The organism is uncultured Pontibacter sp., assembly GCF_947499215.1.
GTDB lineage: Bacteria > Bacteroidota > Bacteroidia > Cytophagales > Hymenobacteraceae > Pontibacter.
This window is the reverse complement of sequence record NZ_CANMNI010000001.1, coordinates 606,364-630,442: the sequence shown is the minus strand read 5'-3', so window position 1 is coordinate 630,442 and position 24,079 is coordinate 606,364. Positions and strand designations below refer to the sequence as shown.

Annotated in this window: 21 protein-coding genes; 11 read left to right on the top strand and 10 right to left on the bottom strand. The window is 50.5% G+C overall.

The genetic code is table 11. The features are described 5' to 3' along the window. The first annotated feature begins 125 nt into the window (after positions 1 to 125). Together Q1A04_RS02750 and Q1A04_RS02745 are read left to right on the top strand one after the other, a co-directional pair. Entirely contained in the window at positions 126 to 980 is an 855-nt protein-coding gene (locus Q1A04_RS02750) for a pirin family protein (RefSeq protein WP_299700879.1), read from the top strand. A gap of 27 nt (positions 981 to 1,007) precedes the next feature. Further along, positions 1,008 to 1,472 (top strand): SRPBCC domain-containing protein, encoded by a 465-nt coding sequence (locus tag Q1A04_RS02745; RefSeq protein WP_299700878.1) that lies wholly within the window; start codon positions 1,008 to 1,010, stop codon positions 1,470 to 1,472. 74 nt (positions 1,473 to 1,546) lie between these two features. Here Q1A04_RS02745 and Q1A04_RS02740 read toward each other — a convergent pair whose 3' ends face one another. Both Q1A04_RS02740 and brnQ read right to left on the bottom strand, forming a co-directional pair. After that, positions 1,547 to 2,710: a S4 domain-containing protein gene (locus Q1A04_RS02740; protein ID WP_299700876.1), complete on the bottom strand. Its 1,164-nt coding sequence runs from the start codon at positions 2,708 to 2,710 to the stop codon at positions 1,547 to 1,549. Between the two features lie 144 nt (positions 2,711 to 2,854). Then, on the bottom strand, positions 2,855 to 4,195 hold the full coding sequence (brnQ, locus tag Q1A04_RS02735) for a branched-chain amino acid transport system II carrier protein (protein WP_299700873.1): 1,341 nt from the start codon (positions 4,193 to 4,195) through the stop codon (positions 2,855 to 2,857). Positions 4,196 to 4,879: 684 nt separating this feature from the next. Between brnQ and Q1A04_RS02730 the strand changes: the two genes are divergently transcribed. Further along, complete coding sequence (locus Q1A04_RS02730) at positions 4,880 to 6,493, top strand: gliding motility-associated C-terminal domain-containing protein (RefSeq protein WP_299700870.1); 1,614 nt, start codon at positions 4,880 to 4,882, stop codon at positions 6,491 to 6,493. Positions 6,494 to 6,576: 83 nt separating this feature from the next. Here Q1A04_RS02730 and Q1A04_RS02725 read toward each other — a convergent pair whose 3' ends face one another. Further along, complete coding sequence (locus Q1A04_RS02725) at positions 6,577 to 6,762, bottom strand: hypothetical protein (protein ID WP_299700868.1); 186 nt, start codon at positions 6,760 to 6,762, stop codon at positions 6,577 to 6,579. A gap of 87 nt (positions 6,763 to 6,849) precedes the next feature. Between Q1A04_RS02725 and Q1A04_RS02720 the strand changes: the two genes are divergently transcribed. Further along, positions 6,850 to 7,098, top strand: a complete 249-nt coding sequence (locus Q1A04_RS02720) for a hypothetical protein (protein ID WP_299700865.1) — start codon at positions 6,850 to 6,852, stop codon at positions 7,096 to 7,098. 89 nt (positions 7,099 to 7,187) lie between these two features. Here the strand turns inward: Q1A04_RS02720 and Q1A04_RS02715 are convergent, their stop codons facing one another. Further along, a complete protein-coding gene (locus Q1A04_RS02715) occupies positions 7,188 to 9,512 on the bottom strand; it encodes a zinc-dependent metalloprotease (protein ID WP_299700862.1) in 2,325 nt (774 codons plus the stop codon). Positions 9,513 to 9,838: 326 nt separating this feature from the next. On the opposite strand from Q1A04_RS02715, the gene Q1A04_RS02710 reads away from it, so the two are divergent. The 3 genes from Q1A04_RS02710 (at position 9,839) to Q1A04_RS02700 (ending at position 12,561) form a co-directional block, all read left to right on the top strand. Further along, positions 9,839 to 10,363, top strand: a complete 525-nt coding sequence (locus Q1A04_RS02710) for a c-type cytochrome (RefSeq protein ID WP_299700859.1) — start codon at positions 9,839 to 9,841, stop codon at positions 10,361 to 10,363. Between the two features lie 82 nt (positions 10,364 to 10,445). Then, positions 10,446 to 11,348 (top strand): SMP-30/gluconolactonase/LRE family protein, encoded by a 903-nt coding sequence (locus tag Q1A04_RS02705; protein ID WP_299700855.1) that lies wholly within the window; start codon positions 10,446 to 10,448, stop codon positions 11,346 to 11,348. 169 nt (positions 11,349 to 11,517) lie between these two features. After that, complete coding sequence (locus Q1A04_RS02700) at positions 11,518 to 12,561, top strand: NAD(P)-dependent alcohol dehydrogenase (protein ID WP_299700852.1); 1,044 nt, start codon at positions 11,518 to 11,520, stop codon at positions 12,559 to 12,561. A gap of 363 nt (positions 12,562 to 12,924) precedes the next feature. On the opposite strand, the gene Q1A04_RS02695 is transcribed toward Q1A04_RS02700, so the two are convergent. The 3 genes from Q1A04_RS02695 to Q1A04_RS02685 are packed head-to-tail and all read right to left on the bottom strand — an operon-like array spanning position 12,925 to position 15,504. Beyond that, positions 12,925 to 13,551 (bottom strand): hypothetical protein, encoded by a 627-nt coding sequence (locus Q1A04_RS02695; RefSeq protein ID WP_299700849.1) that lies wholly within the window; start codon positions 13,549 to 13,551, stop codon positions 12,925 to 12,927. Further along, the gene (locus tag Q1A04_RS02690; RefSeq protein WP_299700846.1) at positions 13,548 to 14,918 is read right to left on the bottom strand and encodes a TonB family protein; all 1,371 of its coding nucleotides are present in this window, start codon (positions 14,916 to 14,918) and stop codon (positions 13,548 to 13,550) included. Before Q1A04_RS02690 ends, Q1A04_RS02695 begins: the two co-directional genes overlap by 4 nt. After that, positions 14,905 to 15,504, bottom strand: coding sequence for a sigma-70 family RNA polymerase sigma factor (locus Q1A04_RS02685; protein ID WP_299700843.1), 600 nt, complete (start codon positions 15,502 to 15,504; stop codon positions 14,905 to 14,907). The genes Q1A04_RS02690 and Q1A04_RS02685 overlap by 14 nt, the downstream gene beginning before the upstream one ends. 99 nt (positions 15,505 to 15,603) lie before the next feature. Between Q1A04_RS02685 and Q1A04_RS02680 the strand changes: the two genes are divergently transcribed. After that, positions 15,604 to 17,472, top strand: coding sequence for a von Willebrand factor type A domain-containing protein (locus tag Q1A04_RS02680; RefSeq protein ID WP_299700840.1), 1,869 nt, complete (start codon positions 15,604 to 15,606; stop codon positions 17,470 to 17,472). 16 nt (positions 17,473 to 17,488) lie between these two features. Here Q1A04_RS02680 and Q1A04_RS02675 read toward each other — a convergent pair whose 3' ends face one another. Next, positions 17,489 to 18,124, bottom strand: a complete 636-nt coding sequence (locus tag Q1A04_RS02675; RefSeq protein ID WP_299700837.1) for a bifunctional 2-polyprenyl-6-hydroxyphenol methylase/3-demethylubiquinol 3-O-methyltransferase UbiG — start codon at positions 18,122 to 18,124, stop codon at positions 17,489 to 17,491. Between the two features lie 121 nt (positions 18,125 to 18,245). Here Q1A04_RS02675 and hutU point away from each other — a divergent pair, with 121 nt between their 5' ends. The 3 genes from hutU (at position 18,246) to hutG (ending at position 22,613) form a co-directional block, all read left to right on the top strand. After that, complete coding sequence (gene hutU, locus Q1A04_RS02670) at positions 18,246 to 19,958, top strand: urocanate hydratase (protein ID WP_299700834.1); 1,713 nt, start codon at positions 18,246 to 18,248, stop codon at positions 19,956 to 19,958. A 322-nt stretch (positions 19,959 to 20,280) separates the two neighbouring features. Beyond that, positions 20,281 to 21,525, top strand: coding sequence for an imidazolonepropionase (gene hutI / locus Q1A04_RS02665; RefSeq protein WP_299700831.1), 1,245 nt, complete (start codon positions 20,281 to 20,283; stop codon positions 21,523 to 21,525). A 113-nt stretch (positions 21,526 to 21,638) separates the two neighbouring features. After that, positions 21,639 to 22,613: a formimidoylglutamase gene (gene hutG, locus Q1A04_RS02660; protein ID WP_299700829.1), complete on the top strand. Its 975-nt coding sequence runs from the start codon at positions 21,639 to 21,641 to the stop codon at positions 22,611 to 22,613. An 85-nt stretch (positions 22,614 to 22,698) separates the two neighbouring features. Here the strand turns inward: hutG and Q1A04_RS02655 are convergent, their stop codons facing one another. Both Q1A04_RS02655 and Q1A04_RS02650 read right to left on the bottom strand, forming a co-directional pair. Continuing rightward, a complete protein-coding gene (locus tag Q1A04_RS02655) occupies positions 22,699 to 23,097 on the bottom strand; it encodes a T9SS type A sorting domain-containing protein (RefSeq protein ID WP_299700827.1) in 399 nt (132 codons plus the stop codon). Between the two features lie 97 nt (positions 23,098 to 23,194). Further along, a complete protein-coding gene (locus Q1A04_RS02650) occupies positions 23,195 to 24,064 on the bottom strand; it encodes an SMP-30/gluconolactonase/LRE family protein (protein WP_299700824.1) in 870 nt (289 codons plus the stop codon). Positions 24,065 to 24,079: the final 15 nt, after the last annotated feature.

The window sequence follows — 24,079 nt, the reverse complement described above, 5'->3', positions numbered from 1 at the left end:
AAATTATCCCCTTGAGGGGATAGTTCTGCTTATAACTGAAGTATAGTGTGTTCTGAAACAATCAGGTAGGGGTTAGGGTAATTAATGTATATACATTATTTTGCAAGCGATCAAAAGATAACCATATGCGAAAGATAAAAAAGTTACATAAAGCGGTGCACGCGCCTATTGATGATCTGGTGACTTACCGGGCTATACCAACACGCGAAGTGGAATACATTGATCCTTTCCTCTTTCTGAACCACCATGGTCCGCAGGTATATAAGCCCGGCAATAGGGGACTGCCTTTCGGTCCGCACCCGCACCGTGGTTTCGAAACGCTGACCTTTATTCTGGATGGCGACATCATGCACCAAGATACAGGCGGTGGCAAGGATATCATTGAAGCCGGAGGCGTGCAGTGGATGACGGCCGGCAGCGGACTGATCCATGCGGAGGTATCATCTGATAAATTCAAAAAGGAGGGAGGGCCGCTCGAGATTCTGCAGCTTTGGTTCAATCTGCCTGCCCAGCATAAAATGGCCGCTCCAAAGTACATTGGTTTGCAGAAAGACAAGATACCAGTAGTGGAACTGGACAACGGCAACGTGCGTGTCAACGTGATCTCCGGCAGTTGGGGTGAGGTGCAGGCACCTATCCAGAACCTGAGTGACATCCACATCGTGAGCATTGAGATGCAAAAAGGTGGTGAATTCGTCTATAACATCCCGTCGGAGCGCAACATCTTTTTCTACGTGGTGCGCGGCGCTGTCAAGGTAAATGGCCAGTTGGCTGACAAACTCACCCTAGTGGAGTTTGGGAATGAAGGCAAGGAAGTGAAAGTCGAAGCGACCGAGGATGCCTACATCCTTTTCGGCCATGCCCATCCGTTCAACGAGCCGGTAGTATCACACGGACCGTTCGTGATGAATACCGAAGAGGAAATCCGCGAAGCTTTCCGTGATTACCAGATGGGGAAGATGGGAAATTGGGAAGGATAAGAATTATAGAGTTTGTACCTTCGCTTCATGGCAACTATATACCATCAAGTATTGATTCAGGCCGACGAACATACCGTTTTTGAGGCTATAACTACCCAGCAGGGGCTATCGAAGTGGTGGATTGCTGATTGCAACGTGAAACCGGAAGTTGGTTTCGTAAATGAATTCCATATGGAGGGGCACGGCACTAACAGGATGAAGGTGACAGCCCTAAACCCGCCAACTTCGGTGGAGTGGGAGTGTCTGAACGTGAATGACGCTTGGACAGGTACACGCATATCTTTCCACTTATCCCGCAGAGGCGATTATACCTGTCTGGATTTCAAACAAAGCGGTTATCAGTCAGAGGACGAGGTATACGCCACTTGCAATTTCCACTGGGCCCGACACCTGATCATGCTCAAAGCACTGTGCGAAACCGGTATATCTATGCTGGATAAAGAACAGGAGCGAAGTGAGGTGAAAGCAGTTCATGTTGAAGGTACATCATAAAAAAAGCTCTCTTTCCTGACTGGGAAAGAGAGCTTTTTAGCTATAGTATCAGCTAGTTTATTAGCGATCAGTCATTATCTGCCGCGCTTCGGTCCACCTCCTTTGGGAGCATCACCACGCTTGCCGCCACTTTTCGGGGCTGAGCTTCTTCCGGGGGCTGATTTTGGGGAGCCTTTAAAATTACCGCCTCGCGAGCTCTTGCCCGGACTGCCGGCACCGTCTCTGTATGAACTAGTTCTTCTGGTTTCGTCACCTTCTCTGGAAGAGCTTGTTCTTCTAGCGTCATCACCCGAAGCTCTTGTCCTTCTGGCACCATCGCTTCCTTTAACTGATGATCCCGGTCTGCTGCCTCTTGCCGGACCTTGGCCCGCGCCACTTCTGGCATTCGCACCCGAGGCACCGCCTCTTGATGGTCCACTGCCAGCGCCACCTCGTGCTCCGGGGCGCTCACTTCTTGCTCCAGCGCGTTCGCCTCGTTGCGGTCTGTCGTAGCTACTTTCAGAAGTTTTGCGGCTAGATGTTCCCTTGCCCCCGGGTATCAGGCTTGTCAGACTGTTTACTTCCTGTGGCGTCAGCACGCGCCAGTGACCGGATGGCAATTTTGCCAGCTTAAACTCACCAAAGCCTACGCGCTGCAGGTGCACTACCTTATACCCAAGGCTCTCGCACATACGCTTCAGGTAGTGGTCAGTGCCCGGCTTCAAAGTAATGCGAAAGCGCGTCTGAGTTTCTTTAGATACGGAGTTGTTTAGCCGCTCTTCGCCCGGTACGGGAGCACCGCCACCGCTTATTTTCTGCAGGAAGTCAGCGGTGATCGTCTTGTCGACAGACACTACATACTCTTTCTCAAACTTGTTGTCGGCACGCTTCACGCCACGCACGAAATCACCGTCATTGCTCAGGAAAATGATGCCCTCGGCCTCACGCTCCAGCATGGCCGTTGGCTCCAACGTAGCCGGAAAATTGATGGCCCGCACCACATTGTCGCGTACCTGCATATCGGAGGTGGCCGACATGTTGGCCGGTTTATTGAAGATCAGGTATACGGGCTGTTCCTGTTTCACACGCAGCATCTCGTCATCGATGCGCACCTTGTCCTTTGGGGTCACTTTCATGCCGGGGTCGGTTGGGGTCTTTCCGTTCACCGTCACGCGGCCTTGTTCTATCAGTTCGTCTGCATCGCGACGGGAGCAGAAGCCCGAGTCGCTGATGAATTTATTTAGTCTTTTTGGTTCCATGTTGTTCGAGGCGTTCGTGTAACCTGTTGTCAGCACACTTATTTACGCCAATCCTTTAAGAAGAAGCAAAATTACGGGAAAATATAGCTTTACCTACTTCTTTAAATCAACAGAAAAATGCTAAGCCACTCAATCCAAAAAGGGCTATTCGTTTTCAAGCACGTAGGATGCCTGCCGCATGGAAAGGACAAAGCCAATTACGCAACCTACCAGCGCCGGCACAATCCAGCCCATACCAAGGCTATACAGCGGAAGATACCTTGCGAACACGTCACTAATGCCCAGCTCAAATCCTGCAGCTCCTAAGCCCTCTACGATACTCACTATACCCGTCAACAGCACCGACCAAGTATAAATAGCATTTCTATTGCGGAGTAGGGAGCCAAACAAGGTCAGGGTAATCAGGACGATCACGATCGGGTAAATCGCCACCAGTACAGGTATAGAGAAAGAGATGATCTGCGTCAGACCTACATTTGAGATAAGGGCGCTCACCAGCGTCAGTCCCAATACGTACTTTTTGTAAGAAATTGAAGGGCGAAGCTTGTTAAAATAGCTGGAGCAAGCCACGATCAGACCAATGCTGGTCGTGAGGCAAGCAAAGGTAATGGCAACACTGAGGATCAGGCTGCCTGACAGCCCAAACTGCAGATTAGAGATCTGGCTGATGATCAGGCCTCCGTTTTCCAGATGCCCGATCGCCTGAACACTCGTAGCGCCTGAGTAAGCCAGTCCGACATACACCAAGCCAAGGCCGGCTGCCGCTATCAGGCCAGCTGTGGTGCATACCTTGGCAATTTGCTTCGGGCTGTCCACACCCTTAGAGCGTATAGCGTTGATTACGATCAAACCAAACACGAAGGAACCGATGGTATCCATGGTCAGGTAACCCTCCTGAAATCCCTTGAAGAACGGAGCAGCCTCGTATGCCGCCAACGGAGCTGTTATCTCGCCTAGGGGAGAAACAATATTTTGAACCAATAAGGCTGTGAGAATAACCAGCAGCACAGGTGTAAGCATTTTGCCGATGCGGTCCACGACCTTTCCGGGGTTTAATGCCAAGAAGTAAGTGACGGTGAAGAAAACCACAGAGTACAGCAGCATGCCCCAGCCAGACGTTTTCAGTCCTTCAGACAGTAAAGGTGCGATGCCAATTTCATAGGAAACCGTGCCGGTTCGCGGCACAGCAAACAAGGGCCCGATAGTTAGGTAGATCACCACCGGGAACAAGAGCCCGAACAGGGGATGCACCTTAGCCGAGATAGACTGTACATCTTCATTCTTGGACATGCCGATTGCAATGACGCCTAACAAAGGAAGGCCCACGCCCGTCATCAAAAAGCCGATAATGGCCGGTATAAGTTCAGTGCCAGCAGCCTGACCCAGTGACAAAGGAAAAATAAGGTTGCCAGCGCCAAAGAAGATGGCAAATAGCATTAACCCGATAAAAAATGTTTCTTTAAAAGAGATGCTTCCTGCTTTCACAATAATTGATGCTCAGTGAGAGGATGTATTTAATATAACTGCAAGTAAATATCCAACTCGCCAAAATCCTACATTTATCTTATGTTTAGAAAGAAGATTGGGCTACATGTATTTTCTGATCACAGAATATAAAGATCTAAAAATTAACTTATATTGCTCATTCTGAATATAACGAGAGCGTGGATAATAGATACCTAAGAAGCCTGCTATGGCACATACCTATCTTTACAGTAAGTGAGGTTCTCCTATTTATTTTTATGGAGTGGGATAATAAAGTTACGTCTAGGACTTCGGCTGAAGCTTCTGTCATGTATATGCTTATCATCATGCCGGTTTTGTATGGGATATACTTTGGCATGCACATGCTGGTGTTACTATTTACCCACAGAAAAAAGCACTATAAGTTTCCTCTCAATCCAGTAAGCCATACGTTTCTGTTCGATCTTCTCTTCCTCGCCTTCATAGGAATAGTAGTTGATCAGGACGGAGCCTTAACCAAGCCGGTTATTGCCATAACAGCGGGTACTTTGTTTTTTCTTCTGGTCGAAATCTATCGCTCCTTTTACGCGCGAAGAAGAATGGTTATTTGAGCATTTATACTCCGCAGATCAATTGTCAGACAACGGTTAACAGAATAAATGGCTGCATATTTAAAACAGGCCTAAACAAACTTAATACGCATACATGAATAAACTTTTACTACTGCTTTTATTTTGGCTCTTTTCGCTAAACCTGCATGCGCAGATACAGTGGGGGCATCAGATCGGATCAACGGGAATGAATAGTATCGAAAGTCACATCGTTGATAAAGACGGCAACATCATTTCGGTGGGACATTTTGAGGGAACCATCACCATTGGTGACCACAGGCTTACCAGTATTGAGAGTACAGACATGTTTATGTACAAGGCAAACCCAGCGGGGCAGGTGCTCTGGGCCAAAGCATTGGGTGGTCCACAATCCGGGGGCGATGTTGGTGTGGCGGCAGATAAATTTGGCAACCTATACGTGGCCGGAGGGTTTATAAAAGAACTAGTAATAGATGGTAAAGTCGTATTGGAGGGCGAAGGTATCTGGAATACCTTTATCGGTAAGTTTGATACCAACGGGAAGTTGCTTTGGTCCAAAGGTGTACTGACGAAAAATCGTTACGCTGAAGCAAGGGTAATGGGCGTGCTCACCGCAAGCTCCGAGGGGGAGGTTGTATTGCCGGTGCAATTCTGGGGTGCAGTTCAGCTCGAGAATCAAATTTATACTAGTCAAAACCCGAGGGGGAGCGATCTAATCTTGGTCAAAATTTCTTCGACAGGACAAGTGATGTGGTCGTATAGGTCAACCCACGATGGCAGCGTCTATCCCCGAGAAGTAGAGTTGGATGAGGCCGGGAATGTATACCTGACGGGAGCATACACCGGTACATTCAAAATGGGACAACTCGGCATTGCCACTCTGCCTGATTCTTGGGATGACATTTTTGTGGCAAAGTTAGACAAGCAAGGCCGCCCGGTCTGGCTCAAGGGTTTTAACAATTCCATTGATAGGTTGAGCAGTACTGGAATGAGTCTGGAAGTTGAGCCCAAAACAAAAAGTATATACCTGACAGGCTGGTTTAAGGGACGTGTTGATTTTGGCGGCATCATACTAGAAGAAACAGGTATAGTTGAATCACCGGGAGTACCCGCGGATATTTTTCTGGCCAATCTTGCTGAAAATGGCACCGTAAACTGGGCCAAGAGCTTGGGAAGTGAGGGACATGATTTGGGATGGGAGTTAAAGCTGCTGCCCTCCGGAGGTTTTGTCGTAGCAGGGGCCTGGGTCTTCCAACCCTTTTTGCAGCAGTTCGATGCAGCAGGAAACCCGGGAGAGCGCATTCACTTCAATGCCGGGGGATATATATCCAATATTACGTTTGAACGAAACGGCGCCTTTTACATCTCCGGGCAATTCTGGGGACCTCTCAATGCCGAACACATCAGCTGGAATACCAGAGGTGAAACAAATGGTTTTCTGATGAAATTCGACCCCTGCGCCGCTAAGAAATCTGTCTCGGGCAGCGCCTTCAAAACCTACAATGTGATTACGCCGAATGGAGACGGTAAAAACGAATTCTTTGCGCTTGACCCTGCTTTGGCGGGTGCTAAACTTCAGGTATACAATAGGTGGGGAGGCAAAGTGTACGAAAGCAGTCACTATACTAACGACTGGAGTGGAACTGGCCTTCCGGAGGCTGTCTATCATTGGGTTGCCTCACACGACTGCGCTGGCACTTTAAAAGGGACTGTCACCATCATCAGGTAAAGGACTGAACCGACTCCTTTATATTTTAATGTATCACAAATCCTATCAACAGGTTTTTCACTTGATTACAGACTTGGCATTATTTATTTAATCTTTCGCAGCATGCGGGCAGGTATAACCTGCTTGCTGCCGTCCTCAAACTCGACGAGCATGTTGGCGTTACGACCCCGGATGCATTTGCCATCCTGCCGAATAGCTTTGCAGGCTTTTCCGACATAGGGGCTTTGCATGTGTCTAGCGATTCTATCGCCTTGGTAAGTGTACTCCATCTTGTTGTCTGTTTTGAATCAAAAGTGACCCTGCGCCTGTTTACGTATAAACCATCACCCGACACTATTCTGATGCAAGAATATTCAATGCTTGAGAGGCTCCCGTTTCGGAGTCAGCAAGAAGCCCTGCACAAAGGCGGCACCCTGATTGCGCAGCGCAAATTCAACGAGTATACCGTCACACTTTATACCTTGGGAAATATCTTTGTAGAAGTATGGAGAGGAAGCGAAGCCGAGGTGGTCAGCACTTTTAAACGCACATCAAATGCAATGGCCGTGCTGGCGCCTTACGTAGATAACATTGATCTACAGGATATGATTGGGTCTGATATGTAGCAACAGTACAGCCAGAAAGTATAAAAACAGTCCGCCCCTGCCAGAACTGATCTGGCAGGGGCGGACTGTTTTATCTTGCAAAGGGCACTCTAGTTACAGCCAAAAACGCCATCCCCAATCGGGGCTCCCGGTGGCAAGTCAAGCGCTTTGGTTGGTTTGATCTCTTCTGGATTTTCGATTCTCGCCAGCGCAAAATCAAGGTGCGCTTTATACCCGTCATCGCGGGTGCGCTTGGCTTGGCTGGTGGCGTGCTGTTTAATGTCAGCTAAGGCGCTGGCGGCAACGGCTCGGGCCTGAAAAGAAGCATTTTCGTTTTGCGCCAAAGCCATCAGGTGCGTCAGCACAACCTGTTCGGTTTGCAACTGCACCTGTGCGGCTAACCCGTTCTGGCGTCGGCTTTTCCACGTCTGGTCTATGAGCTGCCTTGTGACATCCTGCAAAGCAAGGGTGTTATGGCGCGCGCCAAACTCTACCAAACGGGATGCTCGCTCCGGGTGCAGCAAAAACGAAAGTGAAAAATCAGCCGAGGCCTCTGCAGCAGCCAGCGGATCGAAAGTGAGACCGGTGCGTTTCGAGAAAAGCTCTCGGTTATTACTAAAGCCCGGAACACGCGGCGGTATCAGGGAGATGATGTTCTCCGGCAGGGTGAGCACCTCCGGCGAGATTGTCTTGAGCATGGCATCGAGGGCTTTTTGTTGCTCCCTTTTGTCGAGCACTTCGGTTACGAGCTGCTTATCACCGCGCAGGGCGTAGGTATAGCGCATGCCACCGATCAGTTTGACGGCGGCTTCTGTTTGGTAGCGGTGGAAGTTGTAAATTGGTACCAGCACGTTCTCCAAGGTGCTCATGGGGGAGTTCGGCTTTATGTTCTTTTCAGAGAAGTTCTGCAGGGCTTTTTGGCGTACCTCGAGCACGCGAAGCAGCTCGTCTGGTGCATTGGTGCCATTGTCCCACAGGTGTGCCGTTGGGTGCGCGCCACCGGGTGAACGGGCGTCCGAGTCTGAGATAAAGGTCAGACCGCGAGAGCGGCCCTGTGCCAGCAATTCATCCAGCGCTTTCTTTTCGTTGGTACCTTTCGGAAAATCTTGGTAACCATAGGCCACTGCCAGCTTATCCCATTCACCTATGGCAGTGCCGTAGGCATTCGTCAGATCAAGTTTTCCAGCCCGGTCCAGCTTCACTTGCGGGTGCGGATAATCCATCACAGAAGCATTGTTGTTGGCGTCGTAATTGTGCATGATGCCCAGCGTATGGCCCAGTTCGTGCGCCGACAACTGCCTGATGCGGGCCAACGCCATTTCCATCATGGCACTGCTGGCAGGTTTCCCATCCTCATAAGGAGCAAGCAATCCCTCCGCAATCAGGTAATCCTGTCGCACACGGAGGGACCCCAGTGAGACATGGCCTTTGATAATCTCGCCTGTGCGCGGATCGATAACAGAAGCACCATACGACCAGCCGCGGGTACTGCGGTGCACCCATTGTATCATATTGTAGCGCACGTCCATCGGGTCGGCGGTGTCAGGTAGTACCTCTACCCGAAAGGCATCCTTATACCCGGCCGCCTCAAATGCCTGATTCCACCAGCGGGCGCCGTCCAGCAAAGCAGAGCGGATTGGCTCCGGAGCCCCATTATCGACGTAATATATAATCGGTTTAACAGCTTCCGATACCTTGGCAGTGGGATTCTTCTTTTGCAATCGGTGACGGGCGATGTAGCGCTTCTCAATGCTTTCGTTTACCGGCGTGGCGTAGTCATAGTAGGAGATGCCAAAAAAACCAGCTCGGGGATCAGCCTCGCGTGGGGTGTAGTTGTTGTCGGGCAGTTGAATAAAAGAGTGGTGCTGGCGCAGGGTAACAGCCTGTTCGTCTGGTGCTACGCTGCGCACAGTAAACCCGCCGTTGTCACTCGTAAAAGTGAGGGTCGATTCAAACTCCGTGTTCTTAGGGAAGTTCTTGGTGCGTGGCAGGTATAGCGCCGAGCGGCTGGCATCGAGGCGGTAGGTGCCTTGGCCCGCGCGCCTGATACTGCCGATCGCATCGTGTGCGTCGCGCAGGAGAAAGTCCGTAGCGTCGACCAAAACTTTCTGCCCCTCGGTAGCTTCTGCTTTAAAGCCCCAGATCACCGATTGGGCAAAAGACTCCTCCACGGCACGGGCCTCATTTTGATTGTCCGTAATAGCCCTGTAGCGCAGGTTAGGCTGCACGAGCAGTACTTTGGGGCCGACTCTTTTAAATGAAACGATACGCTGTCCACCCAGCTGTCCTCTGTCGAGCCCAATGTCGTTGGAGCCCAATCCGCCCGGCAGTGAGTTCACATACAGGAAATCCTGCTCAAACTTGTCAACCTCGAGCCATATTTTGCCGTTTTGCTCGTCCCAATAGAAGGGGTAAAAGCCTGAAAATTTCTTCATTCCCGCGGTTTTGGAGGAAATGCTGGGAAGGTTCTGGGCGAGTGTGCTGCCATAAGTTATGAATGACAGCAGGAGCAAAAGCAGAAAGCAGTTTTTACTGGTTGAAATCATGATGTAAGGTATAGCTTGTCGTAGGGTATGAAGGCTTAAGTTACACATTTCAAAAATAGAAACCGGAAAATATAGCTGGAAGTATATAAGGATACGCTCCACTGCAAAACGGAAAACTTTAAGCGCTCAGGTCAGTACATATTCTCTAAGCGCTTCAAATACGCACAAACAGCATACTTTAAGCGCAGCAATTAGAACAAACAAAAACCCCAACTATGAAAAAGATACTGATGGCTATTTCAGCCTTTGCGCTGCTGACCGCCTGTGGCAATGAGCAGAAGTCAGAGTATGAGCGTTATTACGACCGGGATTATCAGCCAGACACCACGGCAGTGGCTTCGCGGCCACAGCCGCCTCGCCCGGCCACCACACCACCTGAGGGGGGAGCCACACAGGATGTGCAGACCACGCCAGCCGGCACACCAACCGGACCGGGTACAGGCAGTGAGGCCGGAGAACAAAAAGAGGTCTTGTCAGCAAAGTATGTCAAAGGCGAAAAGCTGATCGCCGGATCGGACTGTTTGGCCTGTCATAAGGTAGACCAGAAAGTAGTAGGGCCGTCTTATGAGGAGGTAGCCCAAAAGTACGAATTCAATGACAAGAACGTGGACTACCTTGCCGGGAAGATCATTCAGGGTGGTGCCGGTGTGTGGGGCCAGATCCCGATGCCGCCACATCCGAACGTAAGCGAAGGGGACGCCAAGGAAATGGCGCGGTACATCCTCTCACTACGCAAATAGTCTGATGATACAGGCTGTCCCTATACCCGAGCAGGTATAGGGACAGTTTTTTATACCTGAACCTAAAGCTAGCCATACCTTTATGAGGAAAGCCAAAAACTACAGTGAAATGGAGGCAGCATTGGTGCTCGACGCCAAGGCAACGCTGGGTGAAGGTGCCATCTGGCACCCTGCCGAAAAACGCCTGTACTGGGTAGACATCGAAGGGCGTATGCTGCATCTCTATGACCCTGCCACCGAAGAGGACAAGGTATGGCCCGTTGAGGAACGGGTGGGCACTGTAGTTCCTGTGGTAAATGGCGGGGCACTGGTCGCTCTGCAGAACGGTATTCACTTTATTGACACAGAAACCGGAGAATTGAAAAGTGTTGTAAACCCCATTAAAGTGGACGACATCCGGTTCAATGACGGTAAATGCGACCCTGCCGGTAGGTTTTGGGTAGGTACCATGGCACTCGACTCGAGGGAGGGGGCGGCGGTACTTTACCGGATGGAGCAGGACGGCAGCATCAAGCAGGTGCTCGACAATCTCTCTGTTTCCAATGGCATCGTCTGGACGGCCGACCATAAAACCATGTACCTTATTGATACGCCTACACGCAAGGTGCAGGCCTTCGCTTACGACCAAGAAACCGGAGCCATTCGAAAGGAGCGAGAAGTTTTGTCTATACCTGATTGGGAGGGCAAACCTGATGGCATGACCATTGACGAGCACGGTAATTTATGGATAGCGCTTTACGGTGGAAGCGGCGTAGGCTGCTGGGATCCGGAAACTGGGGAGATGCTGCATAAAGTGAACGTACCAGCACCACATACTACCTCCTGTGCCTTCGGCGGAGAACGACTCGACACCCTCTACATAACCACCGCCCGCGACGGCTTGGACAATGACCTGTTGCAGAAATATCCCCAGAGCGGCGGTATATTCGCCGTTAAGCCGGATGTAAGAGGAGTCCCAGCCAATTTTTTTATGAACAGGTTGTAATGTGTAATAAGCGCTACGCCAAATTACAAATTTGGAATTCAAACTTAGAAATGAGACGCAAGTGTACCTCTTTCACCTGACCGATAAAAAAATCTGTTTTTAAAAATCTAATTGAAGGGGCGCCGGTTATACCTTACAATTCCTGATTATTAATTCTTAACTTAAATCTATGATTCAAGCAAAAGCTTATGCCGCATTCGATCCTACCAGTCCGCTCGGGCCTTTCAGTCTGGAGCGCCGCGAGGTGGGGGAGCATGACGTGCTGATCGATATCAAATACTGTGGCGTGTGCCACTCCGACCTGCACCAGATCCGCGACGAATGGGGCGGTGCCATGTACCCGATGGTGCCCGGTCACGAAATTGTGGGCGTGGTGAGCAAAGTAGGGTCTGCCGTTAAGAAATTCAAGGAAGGCGACCTCGCCGGGGTGGGCTGCTTTGTGGACTCCTGCCGTACCTGTGACAGCTGCAAAGAGGGCTTGGAGCAGTATTGCGAAGTGCACAATGTGGGCACCTACAACAGCTACGAACGCGATAACAAGACCATCACCTACGGTGGCTATTCGAGCCAAATTGTGGTGGACGAAAACTATACCTTAAAAGTATCCGAGAAGCTGGATTTGGCCAAAACTGCTCCCTTGCTTTGCGCTGGCATCACCACCTATTCGCCCATCATGCAGTGGAAGATAGGCGAGGGGCACCGGGTAGGTATTGTAGGACTCGGCGGACTGGGCCACATGGCCGTAAAAATCGCCGCTGCCAAAGGTGCTGATGTTACGGTGCTGAGCACCTCACCAAACAAGAAACAGGATGCGCTGGACTTGGGAGCCCACAAATTCGCAGTGACGAAAGATGATGCCACGCTCAAGCAGCTGCGCAATTCATTTGATTTTATCATTGACACCGTATCCGCTCCGCATGACTATAACTTATACCTGTCCATGCTGAAAAGAGACGGTACCATGATTCTGTTGGGAGCGCCACCCGAGCCTTCGACAGTAGCAGGGTTTAGCTTGATCGCGCGTCGTAAACGATTGGTTGGCTCTATGATCGGCGGTATACCGGAGACACAGGAAATGTTGGACTTCTGCGCTGAACACGACATCACTGCTGACATCGAGCTGATTAAAATGGAAGATATCAACGATGCCTACGAACGCATGCTCCGTAGCGATGTGAAGTATAGGTTTGTGATCGATATGGCGAGTTTGTAAGCTTACAACAGGAATAGTACATATGGCGCGAGTCGAAGATCCCGGACTTGATTCGGGGCGTTCTCGCCTTATTTTGTTCCATATCTTTTTAAGATTCGGCCTTTTTGGGATGAACAGCACCAATCGTAGTACTAAACTATCCCCTTGAGGGGATTATAGGGGTGTTTACACCTGCAGATTCACCAGTTTTTGCTGGAAAAGAGATCCGCTCCGTAGCTTTACACCCCTGCAGTCCCCTCAAGGGGACAATTCTTCTAAATAAGGGCTTCTTCCAGAAACGCTATGGGACATGACAGCAAGTCACTAGTGAGGACGATCGCTCCATTAAAAAGCCCCTTCTACTTACAGAAGGGGCTTTTTTTTTCAGCTGTATTTTTCTAACTCACGTTTCAGATTCGCTCTCGCTTTTTCATCGAAAGCCTCCTGAAATGCTGGAGTCTTGTAGATGTGATCTTGCGAAAGGAAATGCTGCAGCACCTTACGTCTGCCGGGTTTGTAGATCAGGTCAGGATAAATACTGTACTCTTTTCGCACACCTTGGCTATACCTGTCATAGCGCTCTGCGTCTGCCCCCAGTATGGCGAGGTCTAAATCGAGCAGCAAGTTGACTAGTTCATCGGTATGTGTAAGATGTGCTTTTGTGGCGATGATCATTTCTTTCAAAAGCAGTAGGTCGGCCTCAGGTATACCGAGCCGGTGCAGGCGCTCTGCAGCGATTGCGGCACTTTTTTCTTCGTTATCTGACCGGGTCGCTTTATACACGATGTCATGGTAAAAAATGGCGAAGTACAACAGGTCCTGTCGTGGCGACTCCAACTCATACCTATCGGCTAGTTCCAACATGTAGGCGATATGCTTGAGGTTGTGGTAATGTCTGTCTTTAGCGGTATAAGCCTTTTCCAGTTCATCCCACAGCTGCCTGATTAACGACTCGTCTGAGGTATAGCTGCGGCAGAGCGCTTCCCATTCTGATCTTACCAAGTCTTTCATTTTTTTGATTTTTTAGGCCTGAAGCGCACGACGATCCTTACCCGCTGCTCTATTTTGTGCCCATCCTGCGTAGCGGGTTCCCACTTTGGACCCTGTGCCACAAGGCGCATGGCTTCGTCGTCACATGCTGTGCAAAGACTACGAACTACTTCCAGATTCTCAAGTGATCCGCTTGTCGTTACCGTTGCCCGCACCACCACACGGCCTTTTGCCATGTCTGGAGTATAGCGCAGGTTTTCCTCCAGATATTTTCGATAGGCTCTGCTGCCAGTTGCTGGTTTAGCCGATACAACAGGAGCAGGATTGGAGCTGTATTGCCGGGTGACGACTACTTCGCTCAAAGACTTTGTATCTAAGGCCAAATCCATGGTGATCGGATCGGTACCAGCGTATACTCCTGTTTCTCTTGTTTGATAGCCAATGAACCGAAAAACCAAAGTTGCCTTCTCATTAGGCAAGGTCAGCACGAAATTGCCCTGTTTATCGGTTGCTACGCCCTGTGTCGTGCCTTTCACCACAACAGAAACACCCGGCAGCGGAGTACCATCCTGATCAATCACTTTCCCCTGTACCTGATTCGGCCCAAGTTCTTTGCTTCTTTGTACCTGCACTCCCGCTACTCTTGCTTGCAAAGCCTTAGCCACGTAGGTGCTTTCAGGTTGCAGTGTGTTACGCTGAGGAGGTGGCGGTACCGTCACCTCAGCCAATTTATCAGGTTGTGCTGTTACGATTCGTTCAGGTATAGATTCCGTGAGATCAGCTGCATCAATTTCAACTTCTACCTCTTCAATATCATCTGCTAGTAAGGCTTCTGCTTCGCGAACAGGCGAACTTGTACGAGCACGTGGTGTACGAAGCCTTCTGGGTTTTGTGACAGCTGCTATCGTAGCTGGACGAACCGTGTCTGGTTTGGCATCCGCTATGGTTTCAGGTATAGCTGACTCCTCTGCTTTCTCGCCCAGATCCATCGCCTCCTGAATCGCTTTTTCCTGCTGTGCGGCTATACCTTGCTGTTCGCTTACTTGCTGGTAGTTGTAATAGAACACAACGATCGTGGAAAGCAACACCATGGCCAACACTGCAGCTACTTTCCAATCAGTGAGGTATAGCGGCACCGGCTTGCGCTGCTGTCGGCGGGTTTTGGCGGTAATATGGCGGTTGATGTCCCGCACATGTTCTTCGGTTTGGGCGGCATCCGATACAGTCAGTCCCTCCAACACATCCGAGCACAGGTCGCAGTCTAGCAGGTGGCGCTCCAACTGGTGGTGTAGGGCTTCGGGCAAAGTGCCTTCATGGTACTGCTCCAGCAGTTCCAAGGAAGGGTGGTCGCCCTGTTCCCATAAGATATGTTGCTTATCTGGCTGCATGGTTTTTCTCCATGATTATTTTCAGGTTTCGCTTTCCGTTCTGGATGTAGCTTTTCACTTTATTCAAATCGCAACCTGTGAGGGCGCTGATCTCTTTGTAACTCTTTTGCTGCAGATAAAACAGCTCCACGCACTCCCGCTGTTGCGGTGGCAGCTCCTTCAAAGCCGCGTGCAAAGCCTGTTCCATTTTCTCAGATTCCTCTGCGTGAGTAGGATGCAAGGGCTCCGGGTTTTCCATAACAGGCGGGGCATTATCCGAAAGCGGCACCGATTTTTTGTGCTTGTTGGCCCGCAGCTGCATCAGACAATAGTTCCGGGTGGTCACGTGCAGCCAACTTTTGAAATTGCTGACCTCGTGCTGCAGAAGTGCTTTCGAAACATGCTCAAACAGCTGCATGGTAGCATCTTTACTTTCCTCTGGGTCCTGCAGGTATTTCTGGCAGACAAGGTATACGAGTTTGGAATGGCGCTGAAACAATTCTCCCAAATGCTCCAGATCGCCCGTCTCCTTATACAAGCGCACCAACTCCTGATCGTCGGGAGGCGGCTTGGCGTTAGTGAAGAGCTTGATGAAGAAAGGGAGCATGTGCCGGGAATGATTTTCTAAAGAAAAGAAAAATATTCTGAAAATTTTATGGAAAGCCTGTGGAGGTGGCATCATGTCGGAAACCAAAACATAATAGCCATGAAAAAGAACCTCTTCCTGCTTTTCGCCCTGCTGCTGTTCGGGCTGACTGCAACTGCTCAAAGCCGTACCATCACCGGCACTGTTACAGATGTTGCCGATGGCAGTCCGCTGCCCGGCGTGAGCATCCTAATCAAAGGCACCTCCAAAGGCACCTCTACCGACCAACACGGCAAATACAGTCTGTCTATACCTAATGACAATGCCGTGCTGGTGTTCCGATTCATCGGCTACATGACACAGGAAATAAAAGTAGGAAAGCAGGAAGTATTAGATGTGAAACTGCAGCTGGATAATCGGCAACTGCACGAAGTGATTGTGGTAGAACAAAGTCTACCCCGGGCACTGGCAGGAAGAGTTGCAGGTGTTTTCTCTGGAAGAAAACATATGGATAGCGAAGTATATGTGCCAGCGCCTGTCTTTGATGCGGCTCCGCTGGTGCACAATACCGAGAACTACGACTTCATCAAAGAAAATTCTTTTCTAGATGCTCAGAAAAATCCCCTTTCCACTTTCTCCATCGACGTGGATAACGCCTCTTACAGCAATGTGCGCCGCTTCCTGAATCAGGGCCAGCGCCCGCCTGCCGATGCTGTACGAATTGAGGAGATGGTCAACTATTTTAATTACGACTATCCGCAGCCAACCGGTGATGAGCCATTCTCGGTGATAACAGAACTTTCAGCCTGTCCTTGGAACAAGAACAACCAACTGCTGCACATCGGCTTGCAGGGCAAGCGTGTTCCCACGGATCAATTGCCGGCATCTAATCTGGTGTTCCTGATAGATGTATCCGGCTCCATGTTCTCGCCTGACAAACTGCCACTTGTAAAAGCCGGGCTCAAGCTGTTAGTGGATGAGCTACGTCCGCAGGATCAGGTGTCCATGGTAGTCTATGCCGGCGCGGCGGGACTGGTGCTGCCCTCCACATCCGGAAAAGAAAAGAAGAAGATTATCGAAGCCCTGGATAAGCTTGAAGCAGGCGGTTCAACGGCTGGTGGGGCAGGTATAAATTTAGCCTACAAAGTAGCGGAAGATAACTTTGTAAAAGGCGGCAACAACCGTGTGATCCTGGCATCGGACGGTGACTTCAACATAGGTGTGAGCAGCGACAGTGAACTGCAGCGCCTGATCGAGAGGAAGCGGGAAACCGGCGTGTTTCTGACTGTGTTGGGATTCGGCACCGGCAACTTTAAAGACTCCCGCATGGAGCAACTAGCCAACAAAGGGAACGGTAACTACGCCTACATCGACAACATCCGGGAAGCGCAGAAAGTGTTTGTGAACGAGTTCGGCGGTACGCTCTTCACCATTGCCAAAGACGTGAAATTGCAACTCGAGTTCAACCCTGTCAAAGTAAAAGCCTATCGCCTGATCGGCTACGAAAACCGGGCACTGGCCAACGAAGAGTTCAATGACGACAAGAAAGACGCCGGCGACATGGGCTCTGGTCACACCGTCACCGCCCTTTATGAAATTGTGCCTGTTGGAGCTGAATCTGAATCGCAGGCGGGAAGCGTGGATGCACTAAAGTACCAGAAGACAAGTATCGACCCGAAAGCTAAAAGAACAGATGAAATGCTGACCATGAAGCTTCGCTACAAAGAGCCGGACGGTGAGACGAGCAGGTTGATGACCACCACAGTAAGCGGTCAGGCTATACCTGCCACCCAGACCTCCGATAACTTCCGCTTCTCAGCAGCTGTGGCTGCCTGCGGTATGCTACTCCGTGATTCTGAGCATAAAGGCAATGCCTCATTCCCGATGGTATTGGAACTGGCGAAGAACGCCCGAGGGAAAGATGAAGAAGGTTATCGGATTGAGTTTGTCAATCTGGTAAAGTCAATGGGCTTGTTGAGTGAGAAGTAACCTTCCCAACCCCCTCCTAATAACAGGAGGGGGCTTTTTTTACTATCCACGTCGTCATCGCTCGTTCCTGTTCCACCAACACTGTCTTCAATGGCTCCAGCCTTTCTAACCTTAACTCCTTTTCCAATTCCACAACCAGCTTTTCATTTGCCAGAAACCATACCGGCCCGTGCGACATCCGGTAAAACCGGCCATCCACTTGCTGCAGTTTATTTTCCAATCCGATGGTGGTGCTTAAACGGGCGAAGAGCATGCCGCCCGGTTTGAGTACACGCCAGAGTTCTTGTACTATGCCCTTGAAATGTTCCTCACTTCGGGCAAAATGCAGCACGGCACTGCACAGCACCACGTCATATTTATCATCCTGAAATGGCAAGGCATCCAGATCAGTTACAACAAAATTTTTGGCCGGGAGGGTAGGAGCGAGTTCTGCTGCCAGCTCTCGCGTTTTCTCGATCGCTTCTGCCGAAATATCCGCCCCGTAGACCTGCACACCGGCCTGCATTAGATAGGCAATATTCCGGCCTGCACCGCAACCGGCGTCCAGCAGCTGCATACCTTTCTGGATGCGGCCTTTCAGTAACTGGTCGAACAGGTAGATGTCGATGTCGCCGAACTGGGCGCGGAGGGTGTTGAGGGGAATATGAAACATAAGAACTGTTGTTCAGACAATGGTGAGACAATGGGTATGGGGCTGAAATTAAGCATGATTTTTCTATCCTTTTTGCTCTTTTTTTAAGAATATTGAACAGAAATATTTGACTATAGCCCCTATGAATAACGCAACTGCCCCTGAAACTGTGAAACGCTCTGGCCTGTCTGTGAGCGAGTTTATCCAGAAATACGCCAACCACCCGACTTATATTCCACCAACCGGACCTGTACTGAACGCCAGAAACTGGCAGTGCGAGGCTGCTCTGCGCATGTTTCTCAACAACCTCACCGACGAGGTAGCCGAGGACCCGAGCCGACTTGTGGTATACGGTGGTATAGGTCAGGCGGCCCGCACAGTGGCCGATGCTCAGAAGATAATCGAAGTGCTGCTGAATCTGGAAGAAGACGAGAGTCTACTCGTGCAGTCGGGCAAACCGGTGGGCAAAGTGCGTACGCATGCCGAGGCGCCGCGTGTGCTGATTGCCAACTCCAACCTTGTACCGCATTGGGCGACTTGGGAGCACTTCAACGAACTCCGTGCCCGTGGCTTGATGATGTACGGACAGATGACAGCCGGCAGCTGGATCTATATCGGTACGCAGGGCATCCTGCAGGGTACTTACGAAACATTTGCGGCCTGCGGTAGAATCCACTTCGACGACGACCTGCGCCACAAACTGCTCGTAACGGGCGGTCTTGGCGGTATGGGCGGAGCGCAGCCGCTGGCCGCCACCATCGCAGGCGCAACTTTCTTGGGCGTGGATGTGGATCCGGAGCGCATCAAAAAGCGTCTCGAAACCCGCTACATCGACAAGATGACCTATGACTACGAAGAGGCTAAGCGATGGGCGCTTGAAGCTAAGGAAAAAGGCGAGGCCATTTCAATCGGTCTGGTAGGCGATATAGGCGATGTGCTGGAGAAGCTGATCAATGATAATATCACCCCGGAAATCCTCACTGACCAAACCTCTGCCCACGACCCGATCAACGGCTATGTGCCAAACGGTCTGACACTGGAGGAAGCCAAGGCACTGCGCGAAAGCGATCCGCAGGAATACAAAGCCCGCTCGCTTAAGAGTATGGCCCGCCACGTGCACTTTATGCTGGAGTTGCAACGCCGCGGCAGCCGCACCTTCGACTATGGCAACAACCTGCGCGAGTTTGCACAACAGGGAGGTGAGCCGAATGCCTTCAACATACCGGGCTTTGTGCCGGAGTACATGCGCCCGCTTTTCTGCGAAGGCAAAGGACCTTTCCGTTGGGCGGCGCTTTCCGGTGATCCGGAGGATATCCGTGTAACCGATGAGGCCCTAAAACAGCTTTTCCCGGAGAACACGCACATGATCAAATGGCTGGACGAGGCCGAGGAGAAAGTCGCATTCCAAGGACTGCCATGCCGCATTTGCTGGCTGGGTATGGGTGAGCGCGAAAAAGCAGGTCTCATGTTCAACCAGCTCGTGCGTGAGGGAAAAGTAAAAGCACCTATCGTGATAGGCCGCGACCATCTTGACTGCGGTTCTGTGGCCTCTCCTTACCGCGAAACCGAGGGCATGCTCGACGGCTCCGACGCGGTGTCGGACTGGCCACTGCTCAACCTGATGTCGAACACGGCGGGCGGTGCTACATGGGTTTCCTTCCACCATGGCGGTGGTGTGGGGATTGGTTACTCACAGCATGCCGGTATGGTGATTCTGGCAGACGGTACCGAGCGTGCCGACCGCTGCCTGAGTCGCGTGCTGCACAACGACCCGGCCTTGGGCATCTTCCGTCACGCCGATGCAGGTTATGAAACCGCACAGGCCAACGCCGAGAAATTTGGATTGAACTTGTAAACTAATCTAACAGCCCTATCCTGCTTTTTGGGTAGGACTGTTAGTTTCTAAAAAAGAAGTATCCCCTTGAGGTCAGCTTAAAGCGGGAACTATAGGATTGCGAGCAACGGTCAATAGAGGTGCATAGCAGGTAGCTAAAGTTATTTGGCAGATATTAACACCCCTCAGTGAACGACTCTTGCAAGTTTCTGACTCATGTTCTCAATGTCCACAAGGGGAGGTTTGTGTCTCACCTTCTGTTGGATATTTCAAAAGAACCTAACAGCGTGCTAAGGGGAAGAAAACGTATAACCAGTAGGTATAACTGCTGCATTTTAAAACTATGGAACAGGAAAACAACCATACCCTAATCGGCCCCTTTAAACAGCTAGTAACGATGGACGGACTACCGGAGGCTGGACCGATTGAGGATGAAGAACTTGAGTTGATCGAAAATGCCGGCGTACTGGTACATGATGGCCACATTATATTGGTAGAGCAGTACGACAAACTGCTGAAAATCACGCAGGAAGAGGGCTATCCCTTGCAGAAAATAGAAGAGCCCATGGTGCTTTTGCCCGGCCTGATAGATGCCCACACTCACATCTGCTTCGCCGGTTCTCGTGCTAACGACTACGCCATGCGGGTTGCCGGGAAATCATATCTGGAGATTGCCCGCAACGGGGGAGGTATACTAGACAGCGTGCGCAAAACCCGCGAAGCCAGTATGGTAGAGTTAGTGGATCTTCTCAAGAAGCGCTGTGACCGCCATTTGGCAGAAGGCGTGACCACCTGCGAAGTAAAAAGTGGCTATGGCCTGACCACCGAAGAGGAACTGAAAATGCTGGAGGCAATTAAGCTCGTAAACAAACACCATGCGTTGGAGCTTATACCTACCTGTCTGGCTGCTCACATGCGTCCACCGGAGCACACTGACTCGCGGCTATACCTGCAGGAAGTGGTAACACAGCTGTTGCCACAGATAAAGGAGCAGGGACTGGCCAATCGGGTGGATATTTTTATTGAAGATACGGCCTTTAACGAAGAAAACTCGCTGGAGTACCTATCGGCCGCCAAAGAGATGGGCTTTGATATTACAGTCCATGCTGATCAGTTTAGCACAGGCGGCAGTCGCATTGCGGCAGAAATTGGGGCCGTGAGTGCCGATCACTTAGAGGCTAGCGGTGACGAAGAAATAGAATTGATGCGAAACGCAGGTGTGGTCGCCGTGGTTTTGCCTGGTGCCTCGCTAGGTTTGGGAATGCACTATGCCCCGGCTCGGAAAATGCTTGACGGAGGCCTCTGTCTCGCCATCGCAACCGACTGGAATCCGGGCTCTGCGCCAATGGGTGATCTATTGCTGCAAGCTGCTTTGCTCGGAGCAGCCGAAAAACTGACCTCTGCCGAAACACTGGCAGGTATAACCATTCGTGCAGCCAAAGCACTCAACCTGTCTGATCGGGGAACAATTGCAAAAGGCCAACTGGCCGATCTGATAGCCTTCCGGACTGATAATTACAGGGAAATTCTTTACCAGCAAGGCAAACTGAAGCCAAGCAAGGTATGGAAGCAGGGTAAGGAGGTATAGTTTTTAGCGCTAACGAAAACGCTCGCACGATGTGTCCCTCGAGATAATCAGCGAAGTGGCAATCATTCCCAGATAAACTATTTTACAACTCAACCATCAACCATTCAACCCCCATGTACAAACCCACAGAACCCGGCACTTGGAAAGGCAGAGTAGACGCTACAGATGGTGAAGAAGGCAAGCGTTGGCATCAAGGTATAAAACTCCTCAACCTAAGTGAGGGAGCCGAACCTGCTAATGCGGACCAAGCCATTGCATTTCTGGGTTTCTGCTGCGACGAAGGCGTACGGCGGAATCAGGGGAGGGAAGGAGCCGTGCAAGGGCCGGCAGCCTTACGACAGGCCATGGCTTCGTTTGCATGGCACTTGGAGGATGACACCGCTTTGTTCGACGCCGGCGATGTGTACTGCACTAACCAAAACCTAGAAGAGGCGCAGAAGCAGCTCGGGAAAAAGGTACATGCCTTGCTGACCAACACCTATAAAACCATCATCCTCGGCGGCGGACACGAAACAGCTTATGGTCACTTTTTGGGCGTAAAGCAAGCGCTGCCTGCTGATAAGCAGTTGGGTATCATTAATTTCGACGCCCACTTCGACCTCCGCAGCTACGAGAAACAACCCAGTTCCGGCACGCCTTTTCTGCAAATCGCCGACGATTTGATAGAAGACAACCGGGAGTTCAATTACTTGTGCCTAGGTATACAGCAGTACGGCAACACGCAAAAGCTCTTTAACACCGCAAAGGAATATGGGGGTGATTATGTGCTCGCTCCCGCCATGCAGGTATATAATTATGAAGCATTGCGCGAGAAGTTGCAGCAGTTCATGGCGCTTGTGGATGTGCTGTATGTGAGCATCGATTTGGATGTTTTTGCGGCGGCCTATGCGCCGGGCGTGAGTGCCCCGGCTGCTTTGGGTATACACCCAGAGATTGCACTGATTCTGCTGCAGGAAATCATCAGCAGTGGCAAACTACTCACCTTGGATGTAGTAGAACTTAATCCGGCACTGGATGTAGATAGCCGCACTGCCAAACTCGCCGCTTCGCTGCTATATCATGTGGTGCAGCAATGGAGTCAGGTATAGGGTTTAGGTAAATACAAAAAGAGCGGGCCCTTGCAAAATATCTGCAAGGGCCCGCTCTTTTTGAGGTATAGATCTTTTTGTAAACTTACTTCCCGATCTTGAACTTAGTCCAGTAAGTCGTGTCTGAGGTCTTTACTTCCACCAAATAAACATCCGGGCGAAGTTTACCCAAGTCGAATTTCCAAGCCTTTTGGTTTTTGGCAATGCTCACTGGTTTCTGGTAAACAGTTTTACCCGCCTTGTTTTTTATTTCTAGTTTGGCGTCTTCCTTCAGTTCCTGAGAAAAGTCCAGCACAAAAGTGCCTTTTTTGGTGGGGTTCAGAAATATGCCCGACAGGGTTTCCATACGGGCGAGCGTGTCGGATTTAGTTGAATCAAGTTGTTCTTGTTCTACAGGGAGCTGGGTTGAACTTTCCTGTGCCGTGGCGCTAAAACCAGCCAGCAGCATTGCACCGGCCAGTAAGTACGTTTGTTTCATCTTCATAATTTATCTCCAGTACAGTTACGTATACTGGGATATATACATAATCTGGGCCAAATTTTATAAGACGTAAAATAATTCTAAAAAATCAGTGCAATTTTTAGAATGCCACCCGATAAGCTATCACGCGGTTGTCATAGAAGGTGGGAACGTACAGCAGTTGGTTCTGCTCATCATAAAAAATATCAGCCGTGTTGATCTTTTGGCTTTTGGTGTCAAGCACTTTCCAATTTTTGCCGGCATTGTTCACATAGTAAATCTCGCCGTTCCAGTTACTTACCATGTAACCATCCGCACCTACCCTCGCTATACCGTCTGCCGATGGAATCTTGTCTGTCCAGTCCGTGAATTCTTTTCGCTCAGTATCCAAAAATCGCACAGCACCTGAGTTGAAGGATGCCACGATTATGCGGTTGTTGTCATAGAGCAGACCGTTGGGACGTTCGCGCTTCGTGTCGAGCCAGTGAGTGACCCGGCCGTTTCTGAAAAGGTAAATAGCGCCCTGTCGTGAATCAGACACATATACATTGCCGGCATTGTCAACGGTCACGTCATTGAGCATTTGGGACTTGTCTGCTTTGTGGCGTGCAAGTACGGCGCCAGTTTGGGTGGCAATGGCAATAATCTCATCCATATCGGCCACATAGAGTATGTTGTTTTGCAGGGCCATCCCTTTGGGATCATTCAGGCCTGAAACCCAGTACAATTGTTCAATATCGCCATTAGGGCTGAGGCGCGAGATAAAGCCATCGCCATCTTTACGATCTTTGCTACTTTGGTTGATGTTAGAGACGTAGAGCACGTTGCGCTCACGGTCGTATACCACAGACTCCGGGGTACGCAGGGTATTGTCAGTGGCCCACGCTTCGGTGAGGGTCACAGGGGCTCTGGAAGTAAATAGTCCGCCACTGCAGCCTTGCAGTGCCAGAGCGGTCAATATAAGAAGTGAAAGGGAATATATGAATCGCATAGTAAAGTGGTTTGT